General features: G+C 72.6%; 13 protein-coding genes. 4 read left to right on the top strand and 9 right to left on the bottom strand.

Translation table 11 applies throughout. The features are described from left to right. Positions 1-169 precede the first annotated feature (169 nt). The 4 genes from AV521_RS02695 to AV521_RS02680 all read right to left on the bottom strand — a co-directional run bounded on the left by AV521_RS02695 (position 170) and on the right by AV521_RS02680 (position 3,901). Positions 170-523 (bottom strand): hypothetical protein, encoded by a 354-nt coding sequence (locus AV521_RS02695; protein WP_076082715.1) that lies wholly within the window; start codon positions 521-523, stop codon positions 170-172. 16 nt (positions 524-539) lie between these two features. Beyond that, complete coding sequence (gene prcB, locus AV521_RS02690; RefSeq protein ID WP_076082712.1) at positions 540-1,394, bottom strand: proteasome subunit beta; 855 nt, start codon at positions 1,392-1,394, stop codon at positions 540-542. A 75-nt stretch (positions 1,395-1,469) separates the two neighbouring features. Next, positions 1,470-2,420, bottom strand: a complete 951-nt coding sequence (locus AV521_RS02685) for a lysylphosphatidylglycerol synthase domain-containing protein (RefSeq protein WP_076082709.1) — start codon at positions 2,418-2,420, stop codon at positions 1,470-1,472. Then, entirely contained in the window at positions 2,417-3,901 is a 1,485-nt protein-coding gene (locus AV521_RS02680) for a hypothetical protein (RefSeq protein ID WP_076083481.1), read from the bottom strand. Before AV521_RS02680 ends, AV521_RS02685 begins: the two co-directional genes overlap by 4 nt. A gap of 167 nt (positions 3,902-4,068) precedes the next feature. Between AV521_RS02680 and AV521_RS02675 the strand changes: the two genes are divergently transcribed. Together AV521_RS02675 and AV521_RS02670 are read left to right on the top strand one after the other, a co-directional pair. Beyond that, a complete protein-coding gene (locus tag AV521_RS02675) occupies positions 4,069-4,452 on the top strand; it encodes a BlaI/MecI/CopY family transcriptional regulator (protein WP_076082706.1) in 384 nt (127 codons plus the stop codon). Continuing rightward, complete coding sequence (locus AV521_RS02670) at positions 4,449-5,342, top strand: M48 family metalloprotease (protein WP_076082704.1); 894 nt, start codon at positions 4,449-4,451, stop codon at positions 5,340-5,342. Before AV521_RS02675 ends, AV521_RS02670 begins: the two co-directional genes overlap by 4 nt. Before the next feature lie 46 nt (positions 5,343-5,388). Here the strand turns inward: AV521_RS02670 and AV521_RS02665 are convergent, their stop codons facing one another. Both AV521_RS02665 and AV521_RS02660 read right to left on the bottom strand, forming a co-directional pair. Next, positions 5,389-7,755 carry a glycoside hydrolase family 65 protein gene (locus AV521_RS02665; protein ID WP_076082701.1) on the bottom strand — a complete coding sequence of 789 codons (2,367 nt, stop codon included), beginning with the start codon at positions 7,753-7,755 and terminating at the stop codon, positions 5,389-5,391. Further along, entirely contained in the window at positions 7,752-8,492 is a 741-nt protein-coding gene (locus AV521_RS02660; protein ID WP_076082698.1) for an HAD family phosphatase, read from the bottom strand. Before AV521_RS02660 ends, AV521_RS02665 begins: the two co-directional genes overlap by 4 nt. Positions 8,493-8,587: 95 nt before the next feature. Here AV521_RS02660 and AV521_RS02655 point away from each other — a divergent pair, with 95 nt between their 5' ends. Both AV521_RS02655 and AV521_RS02650 read left to right on the top strand, forming a co-directional pair. After that, positions 8,588-9,220 (top strand): nucleoside/nucleotide kinase family protein, encoded by a 633-nt coding sequence (locus tag AV521_RS02655; RefSeq protein WP_076083479.1) that lies wholly within the window; start codon positions 8,588-8,590, stop codon positions 9,218-9,220. Between the two features lie 11 nt (positions 9,221-9,231). Continuing rightward, positions 9,232-9,843: a hypothetical protein gene (locus AV521_RS02650; RefSeq protein WP_076082695.1), complete on the top strand. Its 612-nt coding sequence runs from the start codon at positions 9,232-9,234 to the stop codon at positions 9,841-9,843. Between the two features lie 10 nt (positions 9,844-9,853). Here the strand turns inward: AV521_RS02650 and AV521_RS02645 are convergent, their stop codons facing one another. The 3 genes from AV521_RS02645 to AV521_RS02635 are packed head-to-tail and all read right to left on the bottom strand — an operon-like array spanning position 9,854 to position 13,585. Then, positions 9,854-11,683 carry a hypothetical protein gene (locus AV521_RS02645; protein WP_076082692.1) on the bottom strand — a complete coding sequence of 610 codons (1,830 nt, stop codon included), beginning with the start codon at positions 11,681-11,683 and terminating at the stop codon, positions 9,854-9,856. A 5-nt stretch (positions 11,684-11,688) separates the two neighbouring features. Continuing rightward, the gene (locus tag AV521_RS02640; protein WP_076082690.1) at positions 11,689-12,576 is read right to left on the bottom strand and encodes a carbohydrate ABC transporter permease; all 888 of its coding nucleotides are present in this window, start codon (positions 12,574-12,576) and stop codon (positions 11,689-11,691) included. Positions 12,577-12,604: 28 nt separating this feature from the next. Continuing rightward, positions 12,605-13,585, bottom strand: coding sequence for a carbohydrate ABC transporter permease (locus AV521_RS02635; RefSeq protein WP_076082688.1), 981 nt, complete (start codon positions 13,583-13,585; stop codon positions 12,605-12,607). Positions 13,586-13,624 lie beyond the last annotated feature (39 nt).

Below are 13,624 nucleotides of genomic sequence, written 5' to 3'. Positions count from 1 at the left end.
ATCCGACGCTTCGCCTGGCACAGGTTCACTGCGTGCCCTCCGCCGGTCTGCGCTCCACTTCCTGGCGCAACTGGTCACTCCGGGTTCGACGCTCCTCGTCCGACGGGGCGGCGATGTCCGCCGGCCCGGCCGTTCCTCATCCTTCCGTCCCCTGCGTGTCCCCTGGCAGTCACCTGAGACCCCCGCCGTCGAGGGCGCTGAGCAGCGTGACTACATCAACGCAGCTTGCCGGCCGAGGGAGTTGAGAAGGCGAGCTCTCGCGCGGCGGAGCGCCGTACCGGCGCGGTGGAGTGCTGCTGAAGAGGCTGTGCACGGCCGCGGCGGGCTTGGCCACGAGACCGACGGCGCTCTTGCAGTCCTCGTGCGTCACCCGAACGCCGAGGTTCTTCATCGCCTCCAGGGTCCGCACGCTGAAGACGCAGATGGGGCCGGTGGTGTATGTCTGCGGGACGGGCTCGCCCCACGTGGCGTAGTACCGCTGCCCGCTGGTCTTGTGCAGTTGCCGGACGGAGACGTGGACCATGCCGGGCCCGAGGGGGTCAGGGCGCGGCGTGCGGTCCGTCCGGGCGCTCGCCGCGCCAGAGGATCATCTCCCGGCTCAGTTCCTCGGTCTCTGCCTCGGACAGCCGCTCGAAGCCGTCCTCGGTGAGGACGCAGACGACCGGGAAGATACGGCGGTTCAGGTCGGGGCCGCCGGTGGCCGAGTCGTCGTCCGCCGCGTCGTACAGCGCCTGGAGCGCGGCGAGGGCGGCCTCGCGGCGGGTGAGGTCCGGCCTGTAGAGCTTCTTCAGGGCGCCGCGGGCGTACGGGGAGCCGGAGCCCTCGGCGTGGAAGTCGTGTTTCTCGTAGAGGCCGCCGGCCGCGTCGAAGGAGAAGATGCGGCCGCCCCTGCCCTCGGCTGCGGTGAGGTCGTATCCGGCGAGCAGCGGGACGACGGCGAGGCCCTGCATGGCCTGGGCGAGGTTCTGCCGGATCATGGCCGCGAGCCGGGTCGCCTTGCCCGGCAGGCTCATCGGGGTGCCCTCGATCTTCTCGAAGTGTGTCAGCTCCACCTGGAAGAGCCGCACCATGTCGACGGCGAGGCCGACGGTGCCGGCGAAGGCGACGGCCGTGTGGTCGTCGGTGGGGTGCACCTTCTCTAGGTCGCGCTGGGCGATGAGGTTGCCCATGGTGGCCCGGCGGTCGCCGGCGATCAGCACGCCGTCGCCGTAGGTGAGGGCGAGGACGGTGGTGCCGTGCGGGAACCGGTCGGGGGCCGCCCGTACGCCGTCGGGCAGTGCGGGTGCGGTCGGCAGCAGCCCGGGCCGGTGCGCGGCCAGGAACTCGGTGAAGGACGACGTCCCCGGCGTGAAGAACGCCTCGCTCGGCAGCCCCGCGGTGTCGTTCTCCGGCATGGTTCTCCCCCTCCATCGACGGCACAGGTCACCCGACTCCTACCTGCGGTGGGGGCGCGGGAAACTCCCCGTCTCTCACAGGGCCTTGCGCCGCACCAGCACCCCGAGCACCAGCAGGCCCGGGAGCAGCGGCAGCCACACGGTCAGCAGCCGGTAGCCGAGCACTGCGGAGGCGGCGGCCGCGCCGGGAGCGCCGGAGACGGTGAGGCCGAGGGCGAGCGCCGCGTCCAGGGAACCGAGGCCGCCCGGCGTGGGCAGCAGGGCGGCGGCGCCGCTGGCTGCGAGGTACAGCAGGGCCACCTGGAGCGGGGGCAGCGGCAGGGCCACGGCCCGGGTGACGGAGATCAGGACCAGGGAATGCAGCACGGCGAAGGCGAGGGAGCCGCCCCACAGCGCCGCCGCCCGCGCGGGGCGGTCGTGCAGGGCGCGGATGTCGGCCAGGACGGCCGAGAGGGCCTGACGGCAGCGCGCCCACCAGGGGGTCAACGGCAGGGTTCCGAGCAGGGCCAGGGCGGTCAGGGCGACGGCGAGGGCCGCCGGGGTGCGCTGCGGCAGGCGCAGTACGCCCGGGCAGGCCGGGGCGAGCAGCGCGATCAGTGCCAGTCGGACGGCGGCGCCGGCGGTGGCCTTGACGGCGACGGCGCTGGCGGAGCGGCCCGCGGGCAGTCCGCAGCGCATCAGGAACCGCAGGTTCACCGCGCCGGCGCCGAGCCCGGCGGGCAGCAGATGGCCCGCGGCGGAGGCGGCGAACTGGGCGGCGACGAGCCGGGGTCCGGGCAGCCTTCGGACGACCGCGCCCTGCTGGGCCAGCGCCGACGCGGCCCAGGTGCCGAGGGCCGCCGTCGCGCCGAGCAGCAGCCAGCCCTGGTCCGCGTCGGCCAGCCGTCCGGCGCCGCTCTCGACGGCGGGCCAGTGCCGCCGGGCCACGTACAGCCCGCCGAGGAGGACGGCGAGCAGGACGCCGGCGTGCCAGTAGGCGCGGCGCCGGACGGAGGATGCGGCGAGTTCCGTGCCCTGGGGCGTCATCGGCCGCTCCCGGGCACGGAGTAGTACAGCCGCTGTCCGTCGAGGAGCGCCGACGGCCAGGCACGGGCGTACGACGGCGGCCGGGAGCCCGCGGGGACCAGCGCGGCGACCGGCGTACGGCGGGCGGTGCCGGCGATGCGGTCCGCGGTGCTGTTGGCATCGGGCCCGTCGGTCGCGGCCGAGGCGCAGCCCGCGTAGAACGCGATCGGGATGGCGTCGCCCGCGGTGAGCAGACAGGGCGGGCGGACACCGAGCCGGTGCAGGGCGGAGGCCGTGCGGGACCAGCCGCGGTGGGCCGCGGTGGTTCTGTCCACCGTGTGCACGAGTACGGCGAGTTGTACCGCGAGATGGGCGGCGAGCCCGAGGCAGAGCAGGGTCGCGACGAACGGACGCCGGGGCGGGCGCGCGACGGTGAAGAGGTGCCGGAGCGCGTCGGCGACCGGGAGCGCGAGCAGGGCGTAGGCCGGCAGCAGGAAGCGGGGGGCCGCATAGCCGATGAGGAACAGATACGGGAAGGCCGCGCTCACCGCGCAGGCGAGCGGGAGCGCCGTGGCCGCCGGGCGCCGGGTGCGGACCGCGACGACGAGCCCGACCGCGGCGAGCACGGGCAGCACGAACCACCAGACGCTGACCGCCGAAGGGGGCACGGGGCCGGTGCACGGTCGGCACAGGGTCTCGCCGCCGAGGCTGCGCAACTGGTCGGTGACGGCGATGTGCCAGCCGAGGCCGCCCTGGATCGCCGAGCCCTCGGACAGGCGGTTGATCAGGCCGCCGTAGCGGACGTAGGCCTCGATGACCCACTCGGCGGCGCCGGCCGCGAGCCCGGCGATCAGCACCGCGAGGGCCCGCCAGTGGCGGCGGGCGAGACCGAGGGCGAGGAGCGGCAGCACGGCCCAGACGGCGTCCGTGGGCCGCATCCACGCCATGAGCGCGGCACTCGCCGCCAGGCCCCAGCAGGCCGAACGCCCTGGGCTGCCGTGGGCCCGGAGGAAGCAGGCGACGGCGGCCAGGGCGCCCACCGCGACCCAGTAGTTGGGCATGGCCTGCGGGCCGTAGAACAAGGTCACCCAGAGGGAGGCGAACAGGGCGCCGGCGAGGGCGAGGACGCGGGCCGGGAACAGTCCGCGCCAGGCGCGCAGGGCCAGGAACAGGGCGAGGCCGGACAGGGCCGCGAGGTGGATCCGCAGCAGTGCGGTGGAGGACGACCAGCTGGCGACGGGTGCGACGAGCAGGGAGATGCCGCGCGCACGGGGTGCGCTGAAGAAGGCGGCGGGGGCGTGGGCGCTGACCTGGCTGACGTACACCGTCTCGTCCCAGCCGAGGCCCATGCCGGGCCGGACGAAGAGCAGTTGGGCCAGGGTGAAGGCCGCGGCCACGGCCGCGAGCGGGGCGGTGGTACGCACCGGCCGGGTGCCGCCGGACGTGCGGAGAACGCGCGAGCGCCGGATTCCGGCGAGTGTGGCGTACGCGCTGCCGGCCATCATCACCCCTCTGCCCCCGCGGCGTGCCGGAACCCTTGCCACCCTACAACCTGTAGGGTCCAGGACGGGAGCCGGGGAAAACACCGACAAAGTACCCCTGATCCCTGCCTTCCGCCGGGCGGACGGGGCCATCCGGCCCATGGCACTACGCGCTGTAAGGTTGGGGCATGGCTGGCACAGGGTCCCGCGGGAGGGCGGAGCGGCGCAGCGCCGGTGAGCTGGAGAGCGAGGTGCTGGCCGCGCTCTGGGCGACCGAGCGGCCGCTGACCCCGGCGGAGATCCAGGCCGAGATCGACGGCGGACTCGCCTACAACACGGTGCACACCATCCTCAAACGCCTCTACGACAAGGGTCTGGTGCTGCGCGACGCCGATGGACGGCGCGGTGCGTACCGGCCGGCGAAGAACGCGGCCGAGCTGACGGCCGAGGCGATGCACGAAGCCCTGGACCGGGGACCGGACCCGATCGCCGCGCTCCAGCAGTTCGTGACCGGGCTGCGCCCCGAGGAGGAGCGGGCGCTGCGCGAACTGCTCGCCGAAGGCGGAGCATGAGGTTCGACGTGTACAGCCCGCTGGTGCTCTCCCTGCTGCTGTCGGCGGTCGGGCCGGTGATCGCCCGGCGGGTCGCTCCGGCCCTCGCCGTGCGCGTCCTGACCTCCGCGGCCGTACTGACGGCCGCGGCCACCACCTGGTCGTTGCTCCTGCTGGCCACCGCGCTGCTCGGGGACGCGCCGCCGGTGATCCACGAGGCCCGTGAGGACGGGCGCACGGTCACCGATCCGGTACCCGAGGCGATCGGCCTCGCGGCCTGCCTGGCGCTGATGGTGATCGCCCTGCGGGTGTACCGGGCCGTACGCGCGGAGCGGGGCACCCGGCGGACCCTGCGCCGGCTGTGCGCGGGGCACCCGGCGGACAGCGAGCTGATCGTCGCGGCCTCCGAGGTGCCGCAGGCGTTCACGATCCCGGGCCGGCCGGGCCGCATCCTGGTCACCTCGGCGATGCTGAGCGCCCTCGATCCCGCCGAGCGGCGGGTGCTCCTCGCGCACGAGCGCGCCCATCTCACCCACCGGCACGGGCCGCTGGTCACCGCGGCGACGCTCGCGGCGGCGGCCGACCCGATGCTCGGACCGGTGCGTGCGGCCGTCGGCTTCCTCGTGGAGCGGTGGGCCGACGAGCAGGCGGCGGCCACGGTCGGCGACCGGCACACCACCGCCCGGGCGCTGGCCCGCGCCGCGCTCACCGCCGGCCGGGACCGTGCCGCCTGCGCCCTGCACTTCACCGACCGGGCCGTGACCCGGCGGATCGCGGCCCTGCAGACGAGCCCGCCGCCCCAGCTGTGGCCGGCCGCTGCGGCCGTCCTGCTCCTCGGCACCCTGCCCGCACTGCTCGCCGCAGACGCCACGAGCGACCTGCTGCGACAGCTGTCCGGCGCACTGAACTGAGCAGCCGACGACGGCGCCGCTGACAACCGGCGGCGATTCCCGGCACCTACAGCGGAGCGCTCGGCCCCCGATGCAGCGGCTGTTGAGGGGCGGGGCGGCGGACAACCGGCGGTACGGCCCGTACGGCCGGCTCCTCGGTGCTCACCGTCAGCGGCTCACCATGATGACGCAGGGTCAGCGGCGGCCCGTCCAGCAGCGCGTACGTCGCCTTGTCCGCGCCGATGTCCACACGCAGCCGCCGGCCGCGGAACTCCACATTGAAGGCGAGCCGGCTCAGCCGGTCGGGCAGACGTGGCGCGAACCGCAGGCGCTCGCCGTCGCGGCGCATCCCGCCGAAGCCCGCCACGAGCGCCATCCACGTACCGGCCAGCGAGGCGATGTGCAGCCCGTCTCGGGTGTTGTGCTCCAGGTCCTGCAGATCCATCAGGGCCGCCTCGGTGGTGTAGGCGTAGGCGAGGTCCGGATGGCCCGCCTGGGCGGCGATGACGGCCTGGCAACAGGCCGACAGGGAGGAGTCCCGGACGGTCAGCGGCTCGTAGTAGGCGAAGTTCCGGGCGACCTGGTCCTCGTCCTCCTCGGCGTGTCCCGTGGTGAAGAAGTCGCCGCAGGTGTACATGGCCAGCACCAGGTCGGCCTGCTTGATCACCTGCTTGCGGTAGAGGTCGAAGTAGGGGAAGTGCAGGAGCAGGGGGTACTGGTCGGCGCGGGTGGCGGCGAAGTCCCAGCGCTGGTAGCGGGTGAACCCGGCATGCTGCTCGTGGACGCCGAGTTCGGCGTTGTAGGGGATGTGCATGGCCTCGGCGGCGTCCCGCCAGGCCGCGCTCTCCTCCTCGTCGACACCGAGCCGGGCCGCCTCGCGTGGATGGCGTTCGACGGCGTCGGCCGCGGCGAGCAGGTTCTGCCGGGCCATGAGGTTGGTGTACGTGTTGTCGTCGGCGACCGCGCTGTACTCGTCGGGTCCGGTGACGCCGTCGATGTGGAAGACGCCGCGGGAGTCGTGGTGGCCCAGCGAGCGCCACAACCTGGCCGTCTCCACCAGCAGTTCCACGCCGGCCTCGCGTTCGAACACGGTGTCCGCGGTGGCCTCGACGTACCGGATCACGGCGTCGGCTATGCCGGCGTTGACATGGAAGGCGGCGGTGCCGGCCGGCCAGTACGCCGAGCCCTCCGGCCCGGCGATGGTCCGCCAGGGGAACGCGGCGCCGCCGAGCCCCAGTTGGGCCGCGCGCTCCCGGGCCTCGTCCAGCGTGTTGTACCGCCAGCGCAGCGCCTCGGCGACGGCCGCGGGGGCGGTGTGGGTGAGCACGGGCAGCACGAACATCTCGGTGTCCCAGAAGGCGTGCCCGTCGTAGCCGGAGCCGGTCAGGCCCTTGGCGGGGATGGCGCGCTGCTCGGCGCGACTGCCGGCCTGCAGCACGTGGAACAGGGCGAAGCGGACCGCCTGCTGGACCTCCTCGTCGCCCTCCACCTCGACGTCCGCGCGGGCCCAGAAGTCGTCCAGGCAGGCCCGCTGTTCGGCCAGCAGGCCCTGCCAGCCGTCGTGCGCGGCGGCGGCGAGCGCGGCGTCGACCTGGTCGGCCATCGCGGGCAGCGAGCGGGTGCCGGACCAGCCGTGCGCGACCAGCTTCTCCACCCGCAGCGTCTGCCCGGGCTCCAGCACGGAGGTGACGGTGAGCCGGGCCACGTCGCCGCCGCTCTCGCTGCGCGTGGTGGTGCGCTCGGGTCCGCTGACGACGTGGTCGGCGGCCACGGCCACCCTGAGGCCGCTGCGCCGGGTGCGGTGCACCAGCCGCAGCCGGCTGCCGGAGACGAAGTGGTCCTCCTGCTCCAGCGGTGACTGCAGCGCCATGGCCGTGCGCGGGTCGCCGTTCGACTCCGGCAGGGTCTCGTTGGCGACCAGCTCGGACTGGATCACCACCCGGCTGCGGCCGCCGACGGCCTCCACCTCGTACGCCACCGCGGCCACCGCGCGCTGGGTCAGCGACACCAGCCGGGTCGAGCGCACGCGGACCGTGGAGCCCGCCGGGGAGGTCCACTCGCAGGTCCGCTCCAGCACCCCGCGACGCAGATCCAGGACCCGCTCATGGGCGACGAGCCGGCCGTAGCGCAGGTCGAACGGCTCGTCGTCCACCAGCAGCCGGAGCACCTTGCCGTTGGTGACGTTGATGACCGTCTGGCCCGACTCCGGGTAGCCGTAGCCCGCCTCCGCGTACGGCAGCGGGTGCACCTCGTGCACGCCGTTGAGGTAGCTGCCGGGCAGGCCGTGCGGTTCGCCCTCGTCGAGGTTGCCGCGCCAGCCGATGTGCCCGTTGGCCAGCGCGAACACCGACTCGCTCTGAGCGAGTACGCCGAGATCGAGGGCGGTCTCCCGTACGGCCCACGGCTCCACGCTGTACGACCGGTCGGTGATCACCGCTTGCCTCCCAGCTCGGCGAGGTCCTTCACGACAACGGTCGCGCCGTGCGCGTACAGCGCCTCGGTCTGTCCCACGCGGTCCACCCCGACCACGTATCCGAAGCCGCCGGCGCGGCCCGCCTCCATGCCGGCCAGCGCGTCCTCGAAGACGGCGGCCCGTGCCGGCTCGACGCCCAGGTCGTGGGCGGCGGCGAGGAAGGTGTCGGGGTGCGGCTTGCCCGGCAGCCGCCGTTCGGCGGCGACCACGCCGTCGATGCGTACGTCGAAGAAGTGCTCGGCGCCGACGGAGCGCAGCACGTCCTGGCAGTTGGCGCTGGAGGAGACGATCGCGGTGCGCAGTCCCTCGGCGCGGACGGCCTCCAGATAGCGCAGGGTGCCCTCGTAGGCCTCCACGCCGCCGGTGCGGATCCGCTCCAGGAGCAGGGCGTTCTTGCGGTTGCCGAGGCCGTGCACGGTGCGGGCCTGAGGTGGGTCCTCGGGGGTGCCCTCGGGCAGCTGGATGCCGCGCGAGTCGAGGAAGGCGCGGACGCCGTCGGTGCGGGGGCGGCCGTCGACGTACTCGTCGTACTCGGCGACCGCGTCGAACGGCCGCCCCTGTTCCCCCTCGTAGTCCCGCAGGAACGCGTCGAACGTCTCCTTCCAGGCGGCCGCGTGCACGACGGCCGTCTTGGTGACGACCCCGTCGAGGTCGAACAGACAGGCCTGGATTCCGTCGGGAAGACCGAGCTGAGTCATACCGGCACTCTTCCCCATGAGTCTCACTCCAGTGAGTGGCGCACGTCACAGCGGGCCTACTTCTCGGCAAAGGTTTCGGTGCCACACTGTGCCGTGTGCCGCTGACCTTCGACGACCTCCTCTCTCGTGCCCGTGGCCTGGTCCGGGACGGCCGGCGGGCCGTGCTCGGGATCGCGGGCAGCCCCGGTGCGGGCAAGACGACGCTCGCCGAGCAGCTGGTGCGGGCGCTGAACGCCGACGGGCCGCCCTGGGCGGCGCACGTTCCCATGGACGGCTTCCACCTCGCCGACGTCGAACTGGACCGGCTCGGCCGCCGTGACCGCAAGGGCGCGCCGGACACCTTCGACCCGGCCGGGTACGCGGCGCTGCTGCGGCGGCTGCACGAGGACACCGACGACGTGGTCTACGCCCCCGGCTTCGAGCGGGTCCTGGAGCAGCCCCTCGCCGGCGCGATCCCGGTACCACCGACTGCCCGGCTCGTGGTCACCGAGGGCAACTACCTCCTGCTGACGGAGGGTTCGTGGGCCCGGGTACGGCCGTTCCTCGACGAAGTCTGGTTCTGCGAGACGGACGACGACGAGCGCGTCCGCCGGCTGATCGCCCGCCACGAGGAGTTCGGCAAGGACCACGACACCGCCGTGGCCTGGGTCCTGAGCACGGACCAGCGCAACGCCGACCTGATCGCGACGACCCGGGGGCGCGCGGACCTGGTCGTGTCTTCCGGCTAGCCTGCGTTCTCATGGGGTTGGACATCACCGTGCTCGCGCTCGACTGGGAGCGGCTGGAGCGGACAGCGCCGGCCGAGCGGGAGGGTGTGCTGTACGAGGCGGCGTGCCCCGACACCGACTGGGACGCGGAGCCCGAATCGGGCTGGGTGTGGCCGGCCTCGCCGGAGGTGCCCTGGGCCGGCCGGTACGAGTTCCACGGCACCACCGGCTCGTACAAGCCGCACTTCTGGGCCGGTGAATCCTGGGACGACGTACGGCAGTTCGCCCATCCGGCGCTCACGCGGGCGCTGGACGCCTTTCTCGGCGGCCTGGGGATGTGGTACGACGGCACGGACGAGGACGACGACGCTTTGGACCCCGGCCTGTTCCCGGCGGATCCGGCGCCCTGGCGGCCGAGGCTGCTGCTCGTCTGCCCGCCCGCGACCGTGTCCGCGCTGGCCGCCCGCTGGTCCGATGCCGAGCCCCTGCTGCACGGCCTGCGCGAGGAGTACGGCACGCACGCCGCCGCGCCCGGCCGGTGGATCGAGAACTTCGACGAGTTCGCGGTGCTGCTGCGGGAGTGGGCCGTGGTGGTGCGTGCGGCCGAGCAGCGCGGCTGGGGGCTGCTCGGCCTGCCCGTCTGAGGCCCGGCGCTCAGGCGCTCAGCGTCAGCCGGGGTTCGCCGCGGGCATCGCCCACGGGATCGCCGACCACTGCCGTGAACGCCTCGGTGCGTACCGTCAGACCCCGTTCGTCGTGGTCGAAAGTGGGCGCGAAGTCGCCGCCGGGCCCGTACCGTACGGCGAACACCTGCAGCCCGTCCGGGGCGCCCGGTGCCGGGCCGGCCTCCAGGGCGCTGGAGGAGATGAGGTGGCGCCAGCCCTCGTCGGGGTTGCCGTAGCCGCGCGGGTCGGCGGCGAGGGTGAACGCGGCCTGTTCCTGGGTGAGTTCGGCACGGGCGTCGAAGTGGTCGGGGCCGGTGTCCGTGGGGTGGGTGAGGCGCAGGCCGCCCGCCGCGGTGACCTCGCCCTCGGCACTGCGGCGCACCCGGTCGCCGTCGTCGGCCGCGTACGGCATTCCGGACAGCAGGTACGGCGCCCCGTCGAGCCGCTCCACGGCGACCGTCATCCACAGGCTCGTGCCGTCGGTGACGTACAGCGAGCGCACATGGCGCAGGACATGGTCGCGGCCGACGACCGGCTTGGTCACCAGCTTCGCCGCGAGCCCGTCGGCGCGGGCGTCCGCGACCCGGACCTCTCCCATCGGGCGGCACAGCAGGAAGCCGTCGGCGACCGGGCCGAATCCATGCTGGCGGCGCACGGCGGCGGGCAGGTAGTAGGTGCCGCCGGCCTCGATCAGGGAGGGAGTCATCCGGTTGTCGAAGGCCACCGAGACCGTGCCGGAGCGCAGGTGGTGGCGGGTGGGCCGGGTCGACGGGGTGCGGTGCCAGCGGGTGGTGTCCTGGATCTGCCAGACCAGCATGAAGGCGAAGTGCCCGTCGATCCGGCCGTCCCGCTGGACGGCGTGCCGGCCCCAGCGGGTGTCGCCCCGGTAGCGGCCGAGGTCGGAGCCGATGCGGGCGCTGAAGTAGCGCAGGCCCAGGACGGATTCGAAGCCGGAGTGCTGTTCGCTGTAGCGGGGGCCGCCGTTGTCGTAGCCGCCGGAGGTCAGGCGGGCGTCGATGTAGCGGGCGAGGGTGTCGCCGTCCTGGGCGAAGATCTCCTCGCCGCTGACCCGGTGGGCCTGGGCCAGGAAGGACAGGGAGATCGGGCCGTAGTTGTTGTCGTAGGCGCCGCCGTGCTCGGGCGGCAGCAGGGCGCCCCGGTCGCGGACCCGGTGGGCGCGGATCGCGTCGGTGTACAGGGCGAGGGCGCGGGAGCGGACCGGCTCGCCCTGGTCTGCGGGCAGGTGGCGGGCGAGCATCAGGCCTCCGACCACACAGCCGATGGCCTGGTTGCCCGCCTCCTGCGGGTTGAAGAAGGTGACCTCGGTGAGCCGGCGCCAGTAGCCGTGCGCCAGCTGTCGTAGTTCCGTGCGCTGTTCGCCGTCGAGGAGGCCGTCGGCCGCGTCGAGGACGTTGACCGCCTGAAGCAGCGCCCAGACCGTGCTGGGCCAGTCGCCGATCGGGTGGGCGCCTGCGGCGAGTACGTAACGGGCGTACGGAAGCCACGAGTTGACGGCCTTGAGGTTCGGGTAGCCGGGGTTGTCCTCGGTGTACACGCGCTCGCGCAGGTGGAAGGCGAGGCTGCGGCGGACCGCCTCCGGGAGCCGGGGGTCCTTGCCGCGCTGCCAGGCGAGGGCCAGCAGGGAGGTGATGCCGAGGGAGGTGTCGCCGATGTCGTCGTGGGCGTCGGGGTGTTCGAGGCTGCCCTCGGGGGTCATGCGGGCGAGGGCCTGCTCGGTGACGGCGGCGAGGACGGCGTCGTACGCCTGCGGGGTGTCCGGCAGGTCGTGCAGCGGGCCGCGCTGGTAGGGCAGATGCACGCTGGTCAGCCCTTCATTCCGGTGGTCGCCAGGCCTTCCACCAGTCTCTTCTGGAAGACGAGGAAGCAGATGAGCGTCGGGGCGAGGGCGAGTGTCGACATGGCGAACATCGCGCCGTAGGAGGAACCGCTGGTCTTGTCCAGGAAGAGGGTGAGGCCGAGGGGGACGGTGAAGCGGGCGTTCTGCTGGAGGTAGACGAGCTGGTGGAGGAAGTCGTCGTACGTCCAGACGAAGGTGAAGATCGTGGTGGTGACCAGGGCCGGCTTCATCAGGGGCAGGATGATCTTCCAGTAGATCTGGAGGGGGTTCGCGCCGTCCATCATCGCGGCGTGGTCCAGCTCGCGCGGGATGGAGCGGATGAACTGCACCATCAGGAAGATGAAGAAGGCGTCCGTGGCCAGGAACTTCGGCACGATCAGCGGCAGGAAGGTGTTGATCCAGGTCAGGTTGTAGAAGATCGTGTACTGCGGGATCAGCACGGCCTGCACCGGCAGCATGATCGTGCCGAGCATCAGGCCGAACCAGATCTTCTTGCCGCGGAACTCGAAGCGCGCGAAGGCGTAGGCGGCCAGCGAGCAGGAGATGACGTTTCCGATCACCGCGCCGATCGTGACGATCAGCGAGTTGGTGATGTAGAGCGAGAAGGAGTTGCCGCTGCCGCTCCAGCCCTCGGAGTAGTTCTGCGGATGCAGCTTGTCCGGGATCAGGCCGGGGTGCGTGAAGATCTCGGTGTCCGGCTTGAGTGAGCTGCTGAGCATCCACAGCAGCGGGTAGAGCATGACGAGCGCGACGCCGATGAGCAGGGTGTGCAGGAGGATACGGCGGGGGCCGGTGAGTGACCGGAGCGATCGGAGCTTCTCAAGCTGCGAAACACTCGGGGTGATGGCGGACATGGTCGAAGAACCTCTCGTTCAGGCGGCGTCAGTCGTCGTAATGCACCCAGTAACGGCTGGCGACGAAATTGACCGCCGTGAAACCCGCGATGACCAGGAACAGCACCCAGGCCAGCGCCGAGGCGTAGCCCATCTGGAGGTCGGTGAAGCCCTTCTTGTAGAGGTAGAGGGAGTACAGCATGGTCGAATTGAGCGGTCCGCCGGTGCCGTTGCTCACGACGTAGGCGGGGGTGAACGTCTTGAACCCGTCGATGATCTGCAGGACCAGATTGAAGAAGACGATCGGGGTGAGCAGCGGGAGGGTGATCCGGAAGAACCGGGTGAGCGTTCCGGCGCCGTCGATCGCGGCGGCCTCGTAGACGTCCTTGGGCAGCTGCTTCAGCCCGGCCAGGAAGATGACCATCGGCGTGCCGAACTGCCAGACGGCGAGCAGGATGAGCGTGTAGATCGAGGTGTCCGGACTCGATATCCAGTCCTCGCCCTTGATGCCGAACCAGCCGAGGAAGTCGTTGAACAGCCCGTCTCCGCCGAAGACCTGGCGCCAGACGATCGCGACGGCCACCGCGCCGCCGAGCAGCGAGGGCAGATAGAAGGCGGCCCGGTACACGCCGATGCCCTTCAGCGGCCGGTTGAGCAGGACGGCCACGCCGAGCGCGAGCGCCAGCTTCAGCGGGACGGACACCAGGACGTACAGCAGGGTCGCGTGCACCGAGTCCCAGAACACCGGGTCGTCGGAGAACATGTGCGTGTAGTTCCGGGCACCGATCCACTTCGCGGGCGTCAGCAGGTCGAAGTCCGTGAAGGACAGGTACAGCGAGTCCAGCATCGGGTAGATCGTCAGCCCGAACAGGCCCACGAACCACGGGGCCAGGAAGACGTACGGCCACCATCCCCCGCCGCGCCGCCTGGCGGCACGGCGGCGCAGACGTGCGCGCTCGCGCGGGCCAGCGGGGGGCGTGGGGGCCGCCGGCGCCTCCCCAGCGGCCTCGTCGGTCCTGGCGGTGGTCATGCTCATCGTCTCCCTGGCCCTCTCCCGGTGCCGGACTGT

Source organism: Streptomyces sp. IMTB 2501 (genome assembly GCF_001953885.1).
Classification (GTDB): domain Bacteria; phylum Actinomycetota; class Actinomycetes; order Streptomycetales; family Streptomycetaceae; genus Streptomyces.
Note: the sequence above shows the minus strand (reverse complement) of the source record. Positions and strands in the feature narration are given on the sequence as shown.

Bases quoted from the DNA above. Each gene is read 5' to 3' on its own strand.
- AV521_RS02695 (WP_076082715.1), bottom strand. From the start codon at position 523: ATGGTCCACGTCTCCGTCCGGCAACTGCACAAGACCAGCGGGCAGCGG.
- prcB (WP_076082712.1), bottom strand. From the start codon at position 1,394: ATGCCGGAGAACGACACCGCGGGGCTGCCGAGCGAGGCGTTCTTCACG.
- AV521_RS02685 (WP_076082709.1), bottom strand. From the start codon at position 2,420: ATGACGCCCCAGGGCACGGAACTCGCCGCATCCTCCGTCCGGCGCCGC.
- AV521_RS02680 (WP_076083481.1), bottom strand. From the start codon at position 3,901: ATGGCCGGCAGCGCGTACGCCACACTCGCCGGAATCCGGCGCTCGCGC.
- AV521_RS02675 (WP_076082706.1), top strand. From the start codon at position 4,069: ATGGCTGGCACAGGGTCCCGCGGGAGGGCGGAGCGGCGCAGCGCCGGT.
- AV521_RS02670 (WP_076082704.1), top strand. From the start codon at position 4,449: ATGAGGTTCGACGTGTACAGCCCGCTGGTGCTCTCCCTGCTGCTGTCG.
- AV521_RS02660 (WP_076082698.1), bottom strand. From the start codon at position 8,492: ATGACTCAGCTCGGTCTTCCCGACGGAATCCAGGCCTGTCTGTTCGAC.
- AV521_RS02650 (WP_076082695.1), top strand. From the start codon at position 9,232: ATGGGGTTGGACATCACCGTGCTCGCGCTCGACTGGGAGCGGCTGGAG.
- AV521_RS02640 (WP_076082690.1), bottom strand. From the start codon at position 12,576: ATGTCCGCCATCACCCCGAGTGTTTCGCAGCTTGAGAAGCTCCGATCG.
- AV521_RS02635 (WP_076082688.1), bottom strand. From the start codon at position 13,585: ATGACCACCGCCAGGACCGACGAGGCCGCTGGGGAGGCGCCGGCGGCC.